Source organism: Providencia sp. PROV236 (assembly GCF_033676985.1).
GTDB classification, from domain to species: Bacteria; Pseudomonadota; Gammaproteobacteria; order Enterobacterales; family Enterobacteriaceae; genus Providencia; species Providencia manganoxydans.
This window is the reverse complement of the sequence record NZ_CP096297.1, coordinates 1,122,029-1,141,413: the sequence shown is the minus strand read 5'-3', so window position 1 is coordinate 1,141,413 and position 19,385 is coordinate 1,122,029. Positions and strand designations below refer to the sequence as shown.

Below are 19,385 nucleotides of genomic sequence, written 5' to 3'. Positions count from 1 at the left end.
TTCTACCTCAATTGCCTGTTTTTTATCTGATTTGGCGACAGCAAAATATTGCCTAAAAGTGTTAATTTATTTGTAATTGTGCAAATGTTTCACGAATTTGCTGTTCTGGCAAATTAACCCCAATGAACACTAACACGCTACGTCTAGGCTCATTTTGTTGCCAATCACGATCCCAGTCAGCACTATAAAGCCGTTGTACGCCTTGGAACAATAGCCGCTTAGGTTCATCTTTAATCGATAAAATACCTTTATAACGCAATAGGTTATCAGCGAAGCCTAAGAGTAATTCTTCCATGACTTGTGAAACCGCCATTAACTCTACAGGGTAATCAAATTCAACAACAATTGAACCGACTTCATTAGACTGTTTTGGGGTAAAACGGAACGTTGGCAGTGAGACTTTTAGTTGAGAATCGAGTAAGAAGCCTTGCACATTAAATAATAAATCAAGATTAATATCGCCATGGATCACTGGATAGATAGGCGCTCGTGCATTAATACGCTGTAGACGCTCTGTCAACGCTTCATGATCAGGCTGAATATCTGTTTTGGTAAGTAAAATACGATCTGCATAGCCAACTTGAGCTTGTGCAATTGCAAAATCATTCAATTGCTTATCAGCATGTACTGCGTCTACTAAGGTGATAATGCCATCTAATAAAAAGCGTTCGCAAAGGACTTCGTGTGAGAAAAAAGTTTGAGTGATCGGCCCTGGATCAGCCATTCCTGTGCATTCAATCACCAAGCGGTCAAAATTGATATTGCCGCTATCTAAACCATCAAGTAAATCTAACAACGCATTTTCCAACTCATTTGAACGACTGCAACAAATACAACCGTTACTGAGAGTGGTAATTTGCGTTGCACGATCACCAATTAATGCATTATCAATCGGCACTTCGCCAAATTCATTTTCAATCACCGCGATTTTATGGCCGTGATCCGCCTGCAAGATATGACGCAATAAAGTGGTTTTCCCCGCACCGAGAAATCCCGTTAAGATCGTTACTGAGATCGGTTTCATATCGTCCTCTTACATTATTTGTTAACAACAGCGAAATCCGCCTTTACCACTTCCACCATAACGTGCATCTTGGCGCTCACGAAAAAATTCTTTATACGTCATCACAGGTTTATCTGGATGGTTATCTTTCATATGTTGTACATAGGTATCATAGTCTGGGATCCCGACCAACATACGAGCCGCTTGCCCAAGGTATTTACCTGTCTTGCCTAAATTTCCAAACATCATATCACTCCAAGACAAATGCCCTGCATCGCGTTGATAGCAATGCAGGGCACCCTATTATCAATATCGACTAAAGATTAATGTGACGATGTTTTCACACCCTCTTTAGGAACTGGTACATACGGTGTTTCTGCATCAGTACGATTCGGGTTTTTATATGCCTTCATTGCCGTTCTAATACCATAGAAAATAATACCGTAGACAACAACTAAGAACAGAATACTCAGACCCGCATTAGTATAGTTATTGATAATTATGTGATTCATGTCTGTGATTTGTTGTGCTGTTAGATCAGCACCACCTGCTGCGATTTTCTCTTTGTAAGATTTTGCCAGATATAGGAAACCTTCAAGTTGAGGGTTATCACTGAACAATTTCAGACCTAGTGCCCAAGTGGTACAAATCAATAACCAAACCGCTGGCAACACAGTCACATAAATATACTTACTGCGCTTCATTTTAATTAACACCACGGTACTCAGAACCAATGCAACAGCCGCTAACATTTGGTTTGAAATACCAAATAAAGGCCACAGGCTCTTCACACCACCAAGTGGGTCAACAACGCCTTGGTATAACAGATAACCCCACAAGCCTACACAGCCTGCTGTACCTATGATACCCGCCAATAATGAATCTGTTTTTTTCAGAACTGGCACAAAATTACCTAACAAGTCTTGTAACATAAAGCGGCCTGAGCGCGTTCCCGCATCCAAGGCAGTTAAGATAAATAATGCTTCAAAGAGGATACCGAAGTGATACCAGAAGCCCATATTTGCCGCAGGTATAATTTCATGGAAAACATAAGCGATACCTACAGCTAGAGTTGGAGCTCCACCCGCACGGTTCAGAACAGAAGGTTCCCCAATATCTTTTGCTGTTTGCATAATTTGCTCAGGGGAAATCACAAAGCCCCACGAGCTGACTGTTGCAGCGGCATGGACAGAAACATCTTTCAGTTGTGCCAAGATTGCTGCGCCATCAGGGCCACCCAACTCATGCAGATTTGGCATAGTAATGCCCAAAGCAGCAGGAGGAGTATTCATCGCAAAATAGAGGCCCGGCTCAATAATTGAGGCTGCAACTAATGCCATGATCGCAACAAATGATTCCATTAACATCGCGCCATAACCGATATAACGCGCATCTTTTTCATTAGCTAGTAACTTAGGTGTCGTTCCCGATGCAATCAAAGCATGGAATCCAGATACCGCACCACAAGCGATAGTAATAAATAAGAATGGGAACAAGGTACCTTTCCAAACTGGGCCTGTACCATCAACAAACTGAGTTACCGCAGGCATTTTCAGCTCTGGGTTTAAAATCACAATACCTACAGCCAACCCAACAATCACCCCAATTTTCAGGAACGTTGCCAGATAGTCACGAGGCGCCAAAATCAACCAAACAGGTAATAATGCAGAAATAAAGGCGTAACCCACTAAAACATAAGTGATGGTAGTATCTTTGAAGGTTAGCGCTGGTCCCCAGTATGGGTCATGAGCAATCACACCACCGAACCAGATAGATAAGATCAGCAGTACAATACCAATAACTGAAACTTCACCGACTCGCCCCGGCCGTAGATAGCGCATGTATATCCCCATAAATAGCGCAATCGGCACAGTAGAACACACGGTAAACACGCCCCATGGACTTTCTGCCAATGCTTTTACTACGATAAGTGCCAGCACGGCTAATATGATGATCATAATGAGGAAACAGCCAAAAAGGGCAATAGTTCCGGGGATCGGCCCTAGCTCTTCCTTAACAATTTCACCTAATGATGCACCGTTACGGCGTGAAGAGATAAACAACACCATAAAGTCTTGCACTGCACCTGCCAGCACCACACCGGCTAATAGCCATAACGTACCCGGTAAGTAGCCGACTTGAGCCGCCAAAACGGGGCCCACAAGTGGTCCCGCACCAGCGATAGCCGCAAAATGGTGACCGAACAGAACGTTTTTATTTGTTGGTACATAGTTTAAGCCATCATTATTAATCACCGCAGGTGTTGCGCGTGTTTCATCAAGCTTCATCACTTTTTTAGCGATGTACAAACTATAATAACGATAAGCAATAAGATAGACCGCCACAGATGCAACAACAATCCATAGCGCACTAATATGTTCCCCACGTCTAAGTGCAACCACACCTAGACAAACCGCACCAATGATACCCAGTATCATCCACGGAATGTGCTTTAAAATACCATTTTTGTTCATAGAACACCCTTCTGAGGTAAAACGAACTTTTTTATGTTTTAGATTAAATAACAAATTGATTTTATTAGTTATTTAATGCTAAGCGAGTCTCTTTCTCATCACAGAACGACTATTTAATATTTGAGCTCTGCCATGGTGTCTATGTTACGAAATATCCATTTGTGAATGTCTAAAGAGAGGGCGAGCGGTTACATATGAAATTAAGCGGTCAGTTTTTCACTGTGAATGGTTTTATCAGAGGAAGAAGAACAGGAGAAGTGTGATTAACTTAACAATAATCATGCATTATCAATAAGTTAATCATATTAAATAAAATGATAATAATAAGGTTAATTGTTAATTAAATTAAATATTATGGTTTCTCACTCGATGTTATTACATGACCATGAGTATCGATCGATACCCAATCACCACCAACCCACCAGCTATGCTCTCCATCTGTTTCAAGCTGACACCCCGTACCAACATTGGCTTTACCATTTTCAAATGGATAAGCACAATCATATTTAGCTTCGATAACAATATTTCCTGTTTTCTCATCAGCAAAACCGATTTTATTACCCTGGCGAATGCGATAAACCCCATCTTTAGCTTCATCAGGCCAGTTATCAAAGTAATAAGGCTGATAGACTTTGTTTCCTTGCTTATCAATAACAAATAGCCCCTGATGAGGAATATTTTTTAAACAATACTGATAGTATGAGTCTGGTTCGAAACAACTGAGCTGTTGTTCGGGATCATCCAAAAGTTGAACATATTGTTCATGTAATGAATTCGCTAACAGCATAGAGGGCATCACAGATACCAGTAGAAATAGACGTTGAGTGACCGTATTAAACATCATGCTTTAACACCTATATTGATTTTTCAGTATGTAAGCAATATAGCGGATTTCTTAGTAAAAAAACTCGGAAAAAAATGAAAAAACAAATTATAAAATAAACAGTTATTCACTTATTAATAACCAATAAGAAAAAAAAACCTCAAATAAACCAAAATGAAAACAACACAGTATATAGCTCAACAAACATATACCTGACTAAATCATTTTGAACTCACTCACATAATCATCACATTATTCATACATTAATAAAACAAAACGTTATTGTTAATAACATGAAAAATAATTGTTGAATTAATGATTTTGCTGGGGGAAAAATGCGTATGGAAAACTATGACTATATTATTGTTGGAGCAGGATCCGCAGGTTGTGTGATCGCCGCAAGGTTGATCAAAGAAACACAATCACGAGTCCTACTCCTTGAAGCTGGTGGTAGTGATAATCATTTATATATCAAGATGCCAGCAGGTGTTGCAAAAATTATTGCACAAAAAAGTTGGCCTTATGAAACGGAACCAGAGCCACATGCCAACAACCGAAAAATGCAAATAGCTCAAGGTAAAGTACTCGGGGGCAGTAGCTCTGTTAACGGTATGATTTATATTCGAGGCCAACAACAAGATTACGATAATTGGGCGCAAGTCTATGGTTGTGATGGTTGGGGCTATCAAGATGTTTTGCCGTGGTTTAAAAAAGCAGAGAAAAATGAAAGCCTTTCCAATGAATACCATGGCACAGATGGCATGCTACCTGTCAGTGAAAACCGTTATCGCCATCCACTGTCAATGGCTTTCATACGTGCGGCCCAAGAGCAGGGATTACCTTATGTTAATGATTTAAACGGTGAAAGCCAACAAGGTGTCGGCTTTTATCAAACCACAACACAAAATGGCGAAAGAGCCAGTACATCCAAAACCTATCTAAAAAGTGTTGCACAAAGTGATAAGCTGACATTAAAACTAAACAAACAAGTTAATCGTATCATCATTAAAGATGGCATTGCTGTTGGTGTTGCTTATCAAGGCAACAATGGCCACGAAATAGAAGCTTTCGCAAACCAAGAAGTCATTATTTGTGCTGGAGCGATGGGTTCAGCAAAACTACTCATGTTGTCGGGTATTGGCCCTAAACAACATTTATCGTCATTAGATATCGAGACGATTGCCGATCTCCCTGTTGGCAAAAACTTTCATGACCACCTTCATATGTCAATTAACGTGACAACTAAAGAACCAATTAGCCTATTTGGAGCCGACCAAGGGGTAAATGCACTAAAGCATGGTTTTCAGTGGTTAGCTTTTCGCAGTGGGCTACTCGCTTCAAACGTACTTGAAGGCGCCGCATTCATTGATAGTTGTGGTCAAGGACGACCAGATGTACAGATCCACTTTTTACCGATATTAGACAGTTGGGACGATGTTCCCGGAGAACCGCTTCCAGCAGCACACGGCTACACGTTAAAAGTTGGCTACTTACAACCCAAATCTCGCGGTGAATTACTACTGCGCAGTAAAGATCCACAAGTCCCCCTAAAAATTCACGCCAACTACTTAGCAAGACAAGAAGATCTAGAAGGTTGTAAACGTGCAGTGAAATTTGGCTTACAAGTCCTTGACTCTGAAGCACTGCAAGCCGTCAGCCAACAGTTGCTTATGCCACCAGCAGAAGTTCGCCATGATGAGGTGGCATTGGAAGAGTTTGTACGTAATTTCTGTAAAACCGTTTACCATCCCGTGGGCAGTTGTCGAATGGGGCAAGATACAGAGACATCCGTCACTGATTTACGCTTACGTGTTCATGGAATTGATAAATTACGGGTTATCGATTGCTCAGTTATGCCTGAAATCCCAAGCGGTAATACCAATGCGCCAACGATTATGATTGCAGAACGCGGAGCTGCAATGATTATAGAGGATAATCATTGATCCTAATAATAGCCCGACTGAACTAAGCGGGCTATTTTTAGTAAAATCGTCATTAATGATTTGTTGCTCTAGTCTACCAATTCATTATTAGCTACATAAATTTTTAAATATCTGTATTAGCCCTTAACCTTAACAGTTGCAGCCGCTTTTTTTGCCACAGTTAACGCATCATCAATCGACTCGCCAATTGCTAGGGCTACGCCTAAACGACGTGTTCCTGCTATTTCAGGTTTACCAAACAAACGTAATTGAACATCGGAACCCAACGCTTCAGCAATATCATCAAAAATGACATTTTTACTGTGTAATTCAGGCAAAATAACGGCCGATGCACTTGGTCCATATTGACGAATACAGCCGATAGGAAAACCTAGGAATGCACGTACATGCAAGGCAAATTCAGATAAATTTTGTGAGATTAATGTCACCATTCCAGTGTCATGAGGGCGAGGGGAAACTTCATTAAAAATGACATCATCACCACATACAAACAGCTCAACGCCAAATAAGCCATGACCGCCTAATGCGGTAACAATTTTAGCGGCGGCATCTTGTGCATTTTTTAAGGCCGTTTCACTCATCTGTTGGGGCTGCCATGATTCACGATAATCCCCTTTTTCTTGCCGATGACCGACTGGTGCGCAAAAGTGAATGCCATCTACTGCACTGATGGTTAACAGAGTGATTTCAAAATCAAAATGCACCATTTTCTCTACAATGACACGGCCTTGGCCCGTGCGCCCACCCTCTTGTGAATAATGCCAAGCAGCTCCAAGTTCATCTTCATGACGAATAACACTCTGCCCTTTACCTGACGAACTCATAACGGGTTTAACAATACATGGGAACCCAATTTCATGAGCCGCTGCGATAAAATCCGTTTGAGTTTCAACAAACCGATACTCTGAAGTTGGCAATTTTAACTCTTCCGCTGCAAGCCTACGGATGCCTTCACGATTCATAGTTAAATAAACCGCGTTTGCAGAAGGGACCACTTTTTGACCTAGCTGCTCTAACTCCACTAATGTTTTGGTCGCAATAGCTTCAATTTCAGGCACAATAAAATCAGGCTTTTCTTTATCGACCAGTTGGCGAAGCGCATTACCATCTAACATATTAATCGTATAGCTACGGTGGGCTACATGCATCGCAGGCGCATTGTCATAACGATCAACGGCAATGACTTCAATCCCTAAACGCTGGCACTCGATCGCCACTTCTTTTCCTAGCTCCCCTGAGCCAAGTAACATAACTTTTGTTGCTGAAGGGCAAAGCGCTGTACCTAATTGATTCATGTTAGATAACCTTGTATGTAAAAACGCCAATTTAACAAACCGATTCCTATAAAGTATATACGCAAACGATTGCCTAAACCACTACAGATCGACAACATTCATTATTTATTATAATTGAGGCGTTTTATCACGCCCTGTCACATAAGCAACGCGCTTATGATACTGTGTATAACGTTTATGCAGTAAAGCAATCACACAGCATAATAACCCTAGCCAAATCAATGAGAAGCTAACACCTTTAATCCAATCAAATAATTCATTGAATAAAAATACAGCTAATAAAAATTGAATAGTTGGCTCGATATATTGTGCCAAACCGATGACAGTCAATGTAGTACGTTTGATTGCTGCCGTAAAAAACAGCAATGGAATAATGGTCACAGGCGCGGCTAACATATAGAGCATTTTAATAGACCAATCACCGGCAAAGACCGCACTCAAGTCATTTGCGGATAACCACCCAATAATCACAAAAGCAATTGGTAATAACCAAACCGCTTCAACAAACAAAGAAGTAATCACATCAAAACGGATAAATTTACGGATCAGGCCATAAACCGCAAATGCACTTCCCATAATCAAAGCAAGCACAGGCAGCTCACCATATTGCCAAATTTGAAAACTCACTCCTGAAAAAATCAGTAATACCGCCATTTTTTCAGCCACGACCAATCTTTCATGCAAAAACACCACACCTAATAAAATCGAAAAGAGCGGATTAATAAAATAGCCAAGGCTGGCGGCTAAAACCTGACCATGGGTTAATGCGTAGGTAAAGGCTCCCCATGAAATCGCCATAATTGATGAACTAAACAAACACAGAATAATTGAGCGCTTATCAGCCCAAACCTGCTTCCATAGTGTTTTATTTTTAATAATAAAGCGGATTAACAACAAAAAAGGGATCGACCAAATCACCCGCTGAGCCAGCAACTCTAAAGGCTCAGCGCCCGGTAACAAGCGATAAAAAAGTGGTGTGATCCCCCAAAGAATATAAGAAAAGATAGCCAATGCTATCCCTGATCTGAGTAACATATATAATCCAGAGCTTATTCATCAATATTAGGCGCTTGTTATACTTCAAGTTGCAGCACTTTGACTAAAGTCTGAGTGACTAGGTCTATTCACGACTCTCCACATACTTATGTATGACAACTAACCACACAGACACTTATCATCTAGCTGCACCTCGAATTATTTAGAATATATATGATACTCCTTTATTTATCTAAATGAATGATTGTTATCAAATTTTAAAGTTCACGAATATGTAATGGTGGTTGCTGACGAATAAACTCCGCTAACTCATCTTGAGAAGGGGCTGCACTGATCGCCCCCTTACGAGTGGTTGCTAATGCACCACAGGCTGCGGCTTGTGTGATGATTGTTAAAAAATACTCATCACTGTCATTAACGCCAAATTGAGATATCGCCGCGAGTAAACCTGCCATAAATGCGTCTCCAGCACCTGTCGTATCAATACTTTCAACGCGATACGCACTGATCGCAATCTGCCGCTTAGGTGTTAAAACGACACAACCTTTTGCCCCCTGAGTAATAATTTTTAAGCTTGCGGGATAACCCGTTAACTTTTCAAGCGCCATATCAAAAGAGACTTCTTCAGTTAACCATAACAGCTCTTCTTCCGACAATTTTAAGATATCCGCCTGATGAGCAAACCGTTCAACGGTAGTTTGCATTTCAATAGGATCAGCCCACATTTGTGGCCGGATATTGACATCAAAGCTCAATAGTCCCTCTGACTGTTTCATCTTATCCATAGCTTCGAGCAATGAACCTCGACAAACTGGATGAACCAGTGCTAGTGAACAAAAATGTAAGATACCTTTGTCAAAAATAGGTAAATTTTTATTACTGAGAAACTGGTCTGCGGAAGGTGAAACTAAAAAAGAGAATTCACGCTCACCATTTTCCTGTAAGGAGACCAGTACCGTGCTAGTACGATGTAATTCATCAAACTCCATTGATGAGGTATCAACGCCCAAATCAAATAAGGTTTTTTGCATAAAATGACCAAATGCATCTTCCCCTACTCGACCAATAAAACCACTAGGTTGCCCTAATTTAGCGATCCCAGCCGCGACATTTACTGGAGCCCCCCCCGCACAGGCCTCATATTGCATATTCTGTAAAGGGATCAAATCAACAACCGCATCACCTAAAGACCAAACTTTCATGATTTCTCCTTTCTAAGATCTAACTTAGCGATCATTTACGATAATTATCACTAGAAATACAAACTTGTTAACGTTAACATCAATAACTAGCAGTATAAATAAAAAGCAATATCAACGCACGTGTTATATCCCCCCTTCGTTATATTTAGGGATATACAAAGAAGTGAGCTTTGCCAAAAATTGATTTTGAAAATAAAAGGAATATTGATGAAACAGCGTATTGAACAAGCAACGATAGCACTTGAAACTGCTCGATTATCCCTTGATAAGCAGTTTTATCCTGAATATCACCTTGCGACCTACGCAGGTTGGCTAAATGATCCAAATGGACTTATTTATCATAATGGTCTGTATCATGCATTCTATCAACATCACCCCTACAGTGCAGACTGGGGACCAATGCACTGGGGACATGCTACGAGCAAAGACATGGTTCATTGGCAACACCAACCAATAGCACTCGCACCGGGTGAGCAGTACGATCGCGATGGGTGCTTTTCAGGATCTGCCGTCAGCCATGATGGAAAGTTGTATTTATTTTATACAGGACACATTTGGCTATCAGACGTCGGTGATGATAGCCAAATTTATCAGGCACAGTGCTTAGCAGTTAGCGATGATGGCATCCATTTTGAAAAAAAAGGTGTCGTGCTCCCCTCACCTGAAGGCTATATGCATTTTCGTGACCCAAAGGTATGGTATCAAGATTCGCGTTGGTGGATGGTTGTTGGAGCAAGAGATAGTTCTGACCTAGGGCAGGTCCTACTTTTTCATAGTTATGATCTATTTAATTGGTCTGAAGATTACCAAATACTTGCCAAAACAGACGATAAAAATGTCTATATGTGGGAATGTCCCGATTTTTTCCCACTTGGAGAGCAATTTGTCACACTATTTTCCCCACAAGGGAAAAAACCACAAAACCATCAATATCGCAATCGTTTCCAAAATGGTTATCTGGTTGGTAACTGGTCACCTAACCAATGTTACGAAGTGACAAATCAATTTAGTGAAATCGACTATGGACATGATTTTTATGCGCCACAAACTTTTTTATCTAAAGATGGACGACGTATTGCCATTGCATGGATGGATATGTGGGAAAGCCATATGCCATCAAAACCTCATGGTTGGTCCGGTTGTTTGACTCTTCCGAGAGAACTCACATTAAGCGATCAAGGCAAAGTCTACGTTAATCCAATTAAAGAACTCGCCACTCTTCGCCAATCGGCCATAGAGATTGAACCTTGTATATTTGAAAAAAACACCCAAATTATGCTACTTGAAGATGCGACAGCTTGTGAAGTTGAGTTAATTTGGGATTTAGAAAATAGCCCCGCGGAGAAATTTGGGTTTTGGGTTGGTAATGGTGCTCAATTTTTTATTGATGGCCAATCACAGCAACTTGTTTTAGCTCGCCACTACCCTGAGCATACAATCAGTGATTATCGCAGTGCGGCTTTACCGCAAACTCGCCAGCTAAAAATCCATGCATTCATTGACAAATCAAGTCTTGAAGTATTTATCAATGAGGGGGAAATTTGTTTTACTAGCCGTATATATCCACAAAAAAACCAACGTGCTTTAACATTATTTGCGATTAACCAATCGGCAAAATTACTCAAAGCGACTTTATGGCGACTCAACAAAGCTGTTGAATAATATTTTTAAGGGGGACGTTTGCTAATAAGCGTTCCCTTAAATTGATGACCTTTCTAATAAATCACATGCAACATATTGAGTACCATTATTTTTCCGTTGCTCAATGATATGTAATGCAGCTTGTTCCCCTAATTGATAATGAGGTAACACAACCGTTGTTAGTGGTGGATAAAATAACTCACCAACGCCAATCATATTGTCATATCCCAATACTGCCACATCTTTTGGAATGTGGATCCCTTTGCCCAATAACACTTGATAAGCTAAAAAAGCAATACGGTCATTACCACACACCACAACATCAAAATCAGGTTGGCCATTTTTACAATGATTATTAATCAATCCAACCACATCGAGATAATGCTCATCGCCCATCGCTAAATGATACTGTTGTAATACCTCAGTGGCGAACCCAGCATCACACCAAGCTGACTCAACTGCTTTTCTACGTATATTTCCGGCTAACGTTTCTTTTGGTATATATAAACATAATGGTTTCCGGTAACCTTTTTCGATTAATTTGCGCATAGCATTATATTGCCCGTTGTAATCATCAGGTATATACGCCGGTAACCGCTTTTGTACATCAATACAGTTAGCTAGTACTAAATGGTTTTTATGTAGCCCCTCAGGAATAGAAACTTCCCTTAACCCCATCGTAGTATAAATAATACCATCAGGCCGCTGAGATAATAATTGCCTTACTGCTCGCTCATTGTCTTCATTTGATGTGATGTTGACCACAAAGCTACTCCATCCAAATTGCCTTGCCGTCTGTTCTATTGACAGAATAATCTCAACAGAATAGGGTGTAGTCGCAGTATCGAGAGCTAAAACGCCTACTGTTGATACTTTTGATCCTTTGCCTCGAATTTTTCGAGCTGAAAAGTCAGGGACATAATTAAGGTTTCGAATGGCTTCCTGTACCTGCTTAAGGGTCTCAGGTTTCAGAAGCTCAGGGTTATTGATAGCTCTTGAGACTGTCATCAATGAAACATTAGCAAGTCGAGCTACATCTTTTAAAGAAGCCATTTAAGTATTTTCACTCAGCTATGTAATAGTAAATGAAAATTCTAACATGATAGAGATAAAAATCATCTACCATCTTATTCAGCAATCACGTAATCATTACAAATGAAACTACACAAAATCTAGCGCTAGTGCTTTTTATGACTACTATTTTGAGATATTATCATTCCAATGTGTAAAAAAATTTTATAACATATCTAAAATATTAAAGTAGCCAAACCTAAGGATAAGTAAAAACACTTACATATCCCGCTAGGTATTTATTATTTCTTACTTACTGACACAAATATTAACCATTAATTCTACTTTTATATTAAATTTATCTAGCTGTGAAATATAATATAAATTAAGGTCAGTAAAGGTTCATAAATACATTAATAATAAAACTAAAAAATTAGCGAGAAAATATTACCATAGGCTTACTTCGCTATCGGTTAAACGTATTTTTTTGAATTTATATGAATATCAAATCAGTGTAACAGGAGTATGGTGATGAATAACACCATTCACGTAATCATAGAAAGCGATAATGTCATTAAGAATAAGCTGAAACCAATGATGGAATCTTTTGGGTTCAATTTTAAGTTCTATAATGATGAAGATTTATTTACAAGTAATTATACGTACCCTGATGAAGAAGGAGCAAAAGAGTGCGTATTAATATTCTTAAATAGTGAAAGTAATCATATTGGTAGGTTGAGCAATATCAATACTTACTTCGGTATTATTCCCTTTATAGTTTTCTCCGAAAAGCCCTCTTTAGAGCTCTGTCGCGAAAGTTTTAAATCTGGTGCCTTCGACTTTTTCTCATTTCCATTTAAAGATTCAGATATTGCACACTCAGTAAGTAATGCTATGGAGCAATTCATGAGTGAATATGAAGAACTTAAAAAATTCACTGAGTTAACCGATAAATTTGACAGACTCTCTAATCGTGAAAAAGAGATTATGGATATGATTTTAGAAGGAAATACCAGTAAAGAAACTGCTGAGAAACTTGCTCTATCACCAAGAACCGTTGAAGTTCACAGGTCAAATATTTATACCAAACTTGGGATAAAATCTTTACCACAATTAATTCAAGAATATGAATACATAAACACTTACTCTAGATATTCATGAACCAATAATAAGTAAATCTACTGAAAAATATATTAATTTAGTTTTTTAGCTTTAATACATCAAAAAATTTAACTATTTGATGTAGTTTTATTTCGAATATTAAGATTTTTACAGTTTTAATAACTGTAATTAATTTACACAGCTAAATTAATATACTGGGCTGTCGCATGTTAAATTTAGCTGTGTCAGCCTTTTTTGTTTATTCATTAAGTTACTTAAGTTAATTATTAATTTCATACAGAAACTATTTCACACATTAGATTTAAGTTATATTACTTATTTTCGCCTTCAATTAACTCGAATGACACCTTCATCTTTACCACATTAAATTTAGGTTATGTCTTTGTGAAACAATATTATCTAAAAATTTTTCTAATCTAAAAAATTCAGCTCAAAATTAACATACTAGTATCAATATTTAGACCATAATTATGGTGTCTCTTCATTGTCCTTAATTTTTATTTCAATAAGAACAAACATTAGCGTTTTACTTAAATGAAATAAAATTTTTTCGCCTCTTTGTTGCCACACAACAAAATGCAAACATCTTTGAGCACAGTCAGCCGTTATGGCGCTTCATTGATATTTTTCAATTTTCTTGCAGAATATCCTCTGAAGCGCTCTCTTTTTTAGCGAAACTTCTCTATTATCAAATACACTGCCCAAGTAACGGAGAAGAATATGATCGGTCTTATTATTATTTCTCATAGCAAACAGCTCGCTGACGGACTGCTTCAACTCGCCGAACAAATGCAAAACAAGCAAAACTGCCAAATTGTGATTGCAGCAGGAGTTGATGATGAACAACACCCTATTGGTACAGATGCCATCAAAGTTATGGAAGCTGTTGAGCAGCTATCAGATGCAGAACACATTATCCTATTAATGGATTTAGGTAGTGCGCTACTGAGTGCCGAAACTGCTCTTGATCTTCTTGACCCCGAACTAGCAAAAAAAGTTCATTTATGTAGCGCGCCGTTAGTTGAAGGCACAATTGCAATTACAGCAGCAGCTTCGAGTGGAGCCACAATTGAAACTATTTTGAATGAAGCACATCAAGCGCTACATGCAAAACAGCAGCAACTAAATGACAAAGTTGATACATCAAACCAACAACCAACTCAAGCTAATGTTTTTACTCACCAAGCACTCAAAACACAATGGGTGGTACGCAATCCTTCAGGGTTACATATTCGCCCCGCAGCGAAACTTGCCTCATTACTCGCTGGATTTGATGCCAAAGTAGAACTACACAATAACGATAAGCGTGCAGATGCGAAAAGCATGAATCAAATTGCGTTATTACAAGTACGCAAAGGTGACAAAATTACTTTGATTGCTGAAGGTAGTGATAGCCAAGCCGCTATTAATGCATTTAAACAACTTGCTCAACATAATTTTGGCGACGATATCACCACCTCAGATGATAAATACTTAATAGGAAAAGCGGCTATGCTCCCTTCGGTGACAGGGTTTGCCTATCATAAACCTGTCAATACAGAATTTAGCTTGCCAACATATCAAACTAGTGAACAAGAGATCACTAAAGCGACTCAAGCACTTGAGCAGCTACAATCTCAACTAGCCACACTGGCGGACTCATTAAGTCAGCAGTATGGTAAAAGTATTTCTGATATTTTTAATGGACACAGCTTATTACTTGATGACGCTGAGCTGCTTGAATCAATTAAACAGCAGATCATCAGCCAGCATCGCACGGCGGCTGAGGCAATAATGTCTGTTTTTGCAGACATGTCACAACAATACCAGCAACTCGACGATACATATTTACAAGCGAGGTATATCGACATTGATGATTTAAAAAATCAGTTGCTGTTGTTGCTAAGTGCAACAAATCCGCTTAACCCAGCCTTAACTGAACCAACCATCTTATTAGCTGATAATTTAGGGCCTTTAGAACTCATGCGCTATAAAGACACACCTGTAGTTGGTATAGCGCTATCGAATGGTTCAGCGTATTCACACACCTGCATTATTGCTGCAAAAATGGGACTTCCAATGTTGGTAAACCTGGGTGAAGAGATACAATCTGTGCCGGAACATACAAAATTAACACTATCGGCTGATTCTGCAACATTGACGATGGGTTAGGTATAACGACTAAAACCATCGGCGGAAACCGTTGTCCGCTGATGGTTAACAATGAAATGGAATAACTCGCTTATTTATATTCTTTAATATTAATCTCATACTGTTTTAGCTTGCGCCAAAGCGTGGTTCTCCCCATATTCAAAACTTGGTACATTTCTTGAATTTTGCCATGACAAACTTTAGCCGCTTCAATAATGGCTGCCTTTTCGACCTCTTGAATATTAAGCTCACGGGGAGGAATATTGCTATGATTTTCAAACACAAGCCGCTGTAAGTACAAATGGTGTTTGATTTTTTCATTAATTTCACGGCTAACTGAATGGACTAACGCAAGTAAAATAGTACTATCCACCGTTTGAGAAACAAAAGCCACTATAGCAATCACATTTCTATGTTCACAAAAAACGGGCGCTAGATAATAGAAGGCATCAGGCAGTTTAATTGATTGAGAAAATAATCTAAATTGTGCTTCTGTGGAACAATTAGTAGAGAGTATAGGTGTCATAGCAAATGGCTTTGCTAACCCTTCACTTAGCCATATTGGCTCCCCATCAGGTGAAATTAAAGCGGCGTTGATAGTTTGATCATTGGTAGGAGCTAACGCATTTTCGATCGCTTGCCTCGAAAAATAAATAAGCAGTTCTGAAGAAATAGCGTTTTCTAGCTCTTCTGAACCCGATAAAACCACTGAAGGTAATAAATCAACAGACATAGCCATCCTTATACATTGATAAGTCATTCTGTGATTATGTCAATTTCTTATTAAATTTTAATATCACAAATCAAATAATGTATTAATAGATTTTTATCCTTTGATCTAGAACAATATCAGTAAACATATTGATAAACTAGACAGTCTCCATAATAATGACTAGTCCTGATATAGGTTGACAACTTTTCAGGTATAAAATGCTCGATGAACCTCATCGGGCGTTTTATAGTTTAATGATAAATGAGGTCGCCTTTCATTATAAATCTGTATTGATTCTTCAACCAACCTCCTAGCCTGTTCTAAATTTCTCGGCTTTATTAACAAATATTCCATTTTTAATATCCCATTGACTCGCTCTGCTAATGCATTTTGATAACAGTCATAGCCATCCGTCATAGAACATTGAATATTATGTTTTTTATGGATTTCCTGATATTCCGACGAACAGTATTGTAAGCCTCGATCTGAATGATGGATCAAGGTCGTGGTTGAACTTCGTTTTTTTAATGCTTGTACAAATGATTTCTTGACGGCTTTTGTTTTCATATTGTCATCAAGATGATAACCCACTATTTTTCGCGAATAAGCATCGGTGATCAGACTTAAATAAGTATCTCCTTCGTGTGTGGATAAATACGTAATATCAGCAACCCACAGTTGCTCCGGTTGTGAAGGGATAAACCCTGATTTAATTAAATTTGGATGTCGATGAAATCGATGATGACTCAATGTTGTTCGATGATATGACCGCTTATTAGGCACTAATAAGCGATGTTCTCTCAACAAAGAAAATAATCGGTCACGACCAATAATTAATTGTTTTTGTTTCAAAAGAAAGTGTAATTTTCTCACCCCAAGCCTAGGGTGAACTGTTCGCTCAGATTTCACAGCACAAACAATAATTGCATCTAATTTTTTCCGCTTATCAGACGTATCTTGACGTTTGTAATAGGCTTGCCGAGTGATTTTCATAAAACGACAAGCTTTGGTTACGGTGAGTTTTTCAACCGTTTTTTCCTTAATAACTCGGCTTTGCGCTTTTTTGAGAGGCGAACTCCAAAATCCCTATCCATCACTTTGACAACCACCTCAAAAAAATCAGCTTTGAGCTGCATCTCCTCAAGCTCTTTTTCAAGGGCTTTAATGCGTTGTTCAGGTGTTTGTTGCTCCGAGGTTTGGTTCATAGCAGCACCTTTATAAAGAGTATTGGGCGTACCTTCCGACCAATCTAATCTACCATGCTTACGTAACCAAACCAAAACAGTTGAACGCCCCTGTATGCCATATCGATATTGAGCTTGTTTATAGGTGAGCTCGCCTTTTTCTACTTGGTCAACAACCGCCAGTTTAAAGGCAAGAGAATAATCACGTTGAGTTCGTTTACCTATTGGTTTCATTACACTCTCCAATTTTAGATTGGAAAAGTGTCAACTTTATTTAGGACCGGTCATAAAAAACAAAAAAGCCTGCTAATCACTCATTAGTCAGGCTTTTATTTACAAATTTATATAGATGGCAATGTTAAATAAAATTTATTAGCTAACCAACCAGATTAAAAACCAAATAGAACAAAACACAACCAATATTATTCAGTAACAATTGTACCCCAAAGGTCATACTCATCAGCATGCTCAATCAGTACATTAACTACGTCCCCAGGTTTGACATCAAATTCACCATTTAAGTAAACCATGCCATCAATTTCTGGGGCATCAGCCATACTACGTCCAACCGCCCCTTCCTCGTCAACTTCATCAATGATAACAGGTAGCTGACGACCGATTTTCTCTTGTAATCTTTGTGTAGAAATTTGTTGCTGGAGCTGCATAAAACGATGATAGCGTTCCTCTTTAATCTCTTCAGGAACTTGATCAGCAAGCTCATTCGCTTTCGCACCTTCTACTGGGCTATATTTAAAACAACCAACGCGATCAAGGCGAGCTTCTTGTAAAAAATCGAGCAGCATTTGGAAATCTTCCTCAGTTTCCCCAGGAAAACCAACAATAAAGGTAGAACGCAAGGTTAATTCAGGACAGATTTCACGCCAACGTTTGATACGCTCTAAGGTTCTTTCTACTGCACCAGGACGTTTCATCAGTTTTAAAATTTTAGGGCTAGCGTGCTGTAATGGAATATCCAAATAAGGAAGCACTTTGCCTTCGGCCATCAAAGGGATCACATCATCAACATGTGGATATGGATAGACATAATGCAAACGAACCCAAACACCCATTGATGCTAACTGCTCACATAAACCAACCATACTGGTCTTCACTGGTTTGCCATCCCAAAAACCGGTACGGTGTTTGACATCCACACCATAAGCAGAGGTATCTTGTGAAATAACTAATAACTCTTTAACACCAGACGCAACAAGACGTTTTGCTTCATTTAATACATCACCAATTTCACGGCTATCTAAATCGCCCCGCATAGAAGGGATGATGCAGAAAGTACAACGGTGATTACAGCCTTCCGATATTTTTAAGTAAGCATAATGCTTCGGTGTTAGCTTCACCCCTTGTTCAGGGACTAAACTAAAAAATGGGTCGTGCTCAGGCTTTGGTACATAATGATGAACATGATTTAGAACCTGTTCATAACTATGAGGTCCAGTAATCTCAAGAACTTTTGGATGGACTTCGCGAATTTGATTTTCTTTTGCGCCAAGACAACCTGTCACAATCACTTTGCCGTTTTCATTTAATGCTTCGCCAATCGCTTCCAGCGATTCTTGTACCGCACTATCGATAAAACCACAGGTATTCACAATGACTAAATCAGCATCATCATAACTTGGAACAACTTGATAGCCATCTGTGCGTAGCTCGGTCAAGATACGTTCAGAATCGACAAGGTTTTTTGGACAGCCGAGGGAAACGAAACCAATTTTTGGCACCGCATTAGTATTTTGCGACATAGCTCACTTCTTTTATTGTTTTAAAAAATGGGCGAGATTTTACCTGAAGTATAGCGGAAATTGTACAAATTTTTAGCGATAAACCTGCATTT

At 39.0% G+C, this 19,385-nt stretch carries 14 protein-coding genes and 1 pseudogene; 4 read left to right on the top strand and 11 right to left on the bottom strand.

What is annotated here, in order from left to right; all coding sequences use genetic code 11:
• Positions 1–61: 61 nt before the first annotated feature.
• The 4 genes from yjiA to M1E96_RS04960 all read right to left on the bottom strand — a co-directional run bounded on the left by yjiA (position 62) and on the right by M1E96_RS04960 (position 4,321).
• A complete protein-coding gene (yjiA, locus tag M1E96_RS04975) occupies positions 62–1,024 on the bottom strand; it encodes a GTPase (RefSeq protein WP_369427403.1) in 963 nt (320 codons plus the stop codon).
• A gap of 21 nt (positions 1,025–1,045) precedes the next feature.
• Entirely contained in the window at positions 1,046–1,249 is a 204-nt protein-coding gene (locus M1E96_RS04970; protein ID WP_036955629.1) for a YbdD/YjiX family protein, read from the bottom strand.
• Between the two features lie 77 nt (positions 1,250–1,326).
• On the bottom strand, positions 1,327–3,477 hold the full coding sequence (locus tag M1E96_RS04965) for a carbon starvation CstA family protein (protein WP_140181495.1): 2,151 nt from the start codon (positions 3,475–3,477) through the stop codon (positions 1,327–1,329).
• Positions 3,478–3,829: 352 nt separating this feature from the next.
• Complete coding sequence (locus M1E96_RS04960; protein WP_272580248.1) at positions 3,830–4,321, bottom strand: WG repeat-containing protein; 492 nt, start codon at positions 4,319–4,321, stop codon at positions 3,830–3,832.
• 314 nt (positions 4,322–4,635) lie between these two features.
• Between M1E96_RS04960 and M1E96_RS04955 the strand changes: the two genes are divergently transcribed.
• Complete coding sequence (locus M1E96_RS04955; protein ID WP_272580249.1) at positions 4,636–6,243, top strand: GMC family oxidoreductase N-terminal domain-containing protein; 1,608 nt, start codon at positions 4,636–4,638, stop codon at positions 6,241–6,243.
• 116 nt (positions 6,244–6,359) lie between these two features.
• Here the strand turns inward: M1E96_RS04955 and purT are convergent, their stop codons facing one another.
• From purT to M1E96_RS04940, 3 genes are all read right to left on the bottom strand, one after another.
• Positions 6,360–7,538, bottom strand: coding sequence for a formate-dependent phosphoribosylglycinamide formyltransferase (gene purT, locus M1E96_RS04950; protein ID WP_272580250.1), 1,179 nt, complete (start codon positions 7,536–7,538; stop codon positions 6,360–6,362).
• 108 nt (positions 7,539–7,646) lie between these two features.
• The gene (gene rarD, locus M1E96_RS04945; RefSeq protein WP_272580251.1) at positions 7,647–8,573 is read right to left on the bottom strand and encodes an EamA family transporter RarD; all 927 of its coding nucleotides are present in this window, start codon (positions 8,571–8,573) and stop codon (positions 7,647–7,649) included.
• Between the two features lie 218 nt (positions 8,574–8,791).
• On the bottom strand, positions 8,792–9,736 hold the full coding sequence (locus tag M1E96_RS04940) for an aminoimidazole riboside kinase (RefSeq protein WP_272580252.1): 945 nt from the start codon (positions 9,734–9,736) through the stop codon (positions 8,792–8,794).
• Between the two features lie 207 nt (positions 9,737–9,943).
• On the opposite strand from M1E96_RS04940, the gene M1E96_RS04935 reads away from it, so the two are divergent.
• The gene (locus tag M1E96_RS04935; RefSeq protein WP_272580253.1) at positions 9,944–11,398 is read left to right on the top strand and encodes a glycoside hydrolase family 32 protein; all 1,455 of its coding nucleotides are present in this window, start codon (positions 9,944–9,946) and stop codon (positions 11,396–11,398) included.
• Between the two features lie 36 nt (positions 11,399–11,434).
• On the opposite strand, the gene M1E96_RS04930 is transcribed toward M1E96_RS04935, so the two are convergent.
• Positions 11,435–12,430 (bottom strand): LacI family DNA-binding transcriptional regulator, encoded by a 996-nt coding sequence (locus tag M1E96_RS04930; protein WP_272580254.1) that lies wholly within the window; start codon positions 12,428–12,430, stop codon positions 11,435–11,437.
• Between the two features lie 489 nt (positions 12,431–12,919).
• On the opposite strand from M1E96_RS04930, the gene M1E96_RS04925 reads away from it, so the two are divergent.
• Positions 12,920–13,549 carry a response regulator transcription factor gene (locus tag M1E96_RS04925; RefSeq protein WP_272580255.1) on the top strand — a complete coding sequence of 210 codons (630 nt, stop codon included), beginning with the start codon at positions 12,920–12,922 and terminating at the stop codon, positions 13,547–13,549.
• Between the two features lie 681 nt (positions 13,550–14,230).
• Positions 14,231–15,661 (top strand): dihydroxyacetone kinase phosphoryl donor subunit DhaM, encoded by a 1,431-nt coding sequence (gene dhaM, locus M1E96_RS04920; RefSeq protein WP_319066366.1) that lies wholly within the window; start codon positions 14,231–14,233, stop codon positions 15,659–15,661.
• 70 nt (positions 15,662–15,731) lie between these two features.
• Here dhaM and M1E96_RS04915 read toward each other — a convergent pair.
• The 3 genes and pseudogenes from M1E96_RS04915 to rimO all read right to left on the bottom strand — a co-directional run.
• Positions 15,732–15,872 (bottom strand): annotated as a pseudogene (locus M1E96_RS04915) (helix-turn-helix domain-containing protein); the annotation flags it as partial.
• A gap of 687 nt (positions 15,873–16,559) precedes the next feature.
• A protein-coding gene (locus M1E96_RS04910) for an IS3 family transposase (protein ID WP_369427402.1) occupies positions 16,560–17,770 on the bottom strand; the annotation gives its coding sequence in 2 pieces (ribosomal slippage) (positions 16,560–17,422 and positions 17,422–17,770; 1,212 coding nt in all).
• A gap of 188 nt (positions 17,771–17,958) precedes the next feature.
• On the bottom strand, positions 17,959–19,293 hold the full coding sequence (rimO, locus tag M1E96_RS04905; protein WP_070926342.1) for a 30S ribosomal protein S12 methylthiotransferase RimO: 1,335 nt from the start codon (positions 19,291–19,293) through the stop codon (positions 17,959–17,961).
• Positions 19,294–19,385 lie beyond the last annotated feature (92 nt).

Excerpts from the sequence above, each read along its gene's own strand:
- M1E96_RS04925 (WP_272580255.1), top strand. The coding sequence starts at position 12,920 with ATGAATAACACCATTCACGTAATCATAGAAAGCGATAATGTCATTAAG.
- M1E96_RS04970 (WP_036955629.1), bottom strand. The coding sequence starts at position 1,249 with ATGTTTGGAAATTTAGGCAAGACAGGTAAATACCTTGGGCAAGCGGCT.
- M1E96_RS04965 (WP_140181495.1), bottom strand. The coding sequence starts at position 3,477 with ATGAACAAAAATGGTATTTTAAAGCACATTCCGTGGATGATACTGGGT.
- purT (WP_272580250.1), bottom strand. The coding sequence starts at position 7,538 with ATGAATCAATTAGGTACAGCGCTTTGCCCTTCAGCAACAAAAGTTATG.
- M1E96_RS04935 (WP_272580253.1), top strand. The coding sequence starts at position 9,944 with ATGAAACAGCGTATTGAACAAGCAACGATAGCACTTGAAACTGCTCGA.
- yjiA (WP_369427403.1), bottom strand. The coding sequence starts at position 1,024 with ATGAAACCGATCTCAGTAACGATCTTAACGGGATTTCTCGGTGCGGGG.
- rarD (WP_272580251.1), bottom strand. The coding sequence starts at position 8,573 with ATGTTACTCAGATCAGGGATAGCATTGGCTATCTTTTCTTATATTCTT.
- M1E96_RS04930 (WP_272580254.1), bottom strand. The coding sequence starts at position 12,430 with ATGGCTTCTTTAAAAGATGTAGCTCGACTTGCTAATGTTTCATTGATG.
- dhaM (WP_319066366.1), top strand. The coding sequence starts at position 14,231 with ATGATCGGTCTTATTATTATTTCTCATAGCAAACAGCTCGCTGACGGA.
- M1E96_RS04940 (WP_272580252.1), bottom strand. The coding sequence starts at position 9,736 with ATGAAAGTTTGGTCTTTAGGTGATGCGGTTGTTGATTTGATCCCTTTA.
- M1E96_RS04955 (WP_272580249.1), top strand. The coding sequence starts at position 4,636 with ATGCGTATGGAAAACTATGACTATATTATTGTTGGAGCAGGATCCGCA.
- rimO (WP_070926342.1), bottom strand. The coding sequence starts at position 19,293 with ATGTCGCAAAATACTAATGCGGTGCCAAAAATTGGTTTCGTTTCCCTC.
- M1E96_RS04960 (WP_272580248.1), bottom strand. The coding sequence starts at position 4,321 with ATGATGTTTAATACGGTCACTCAACGTCTATTTCTACTGGTATCTGTG.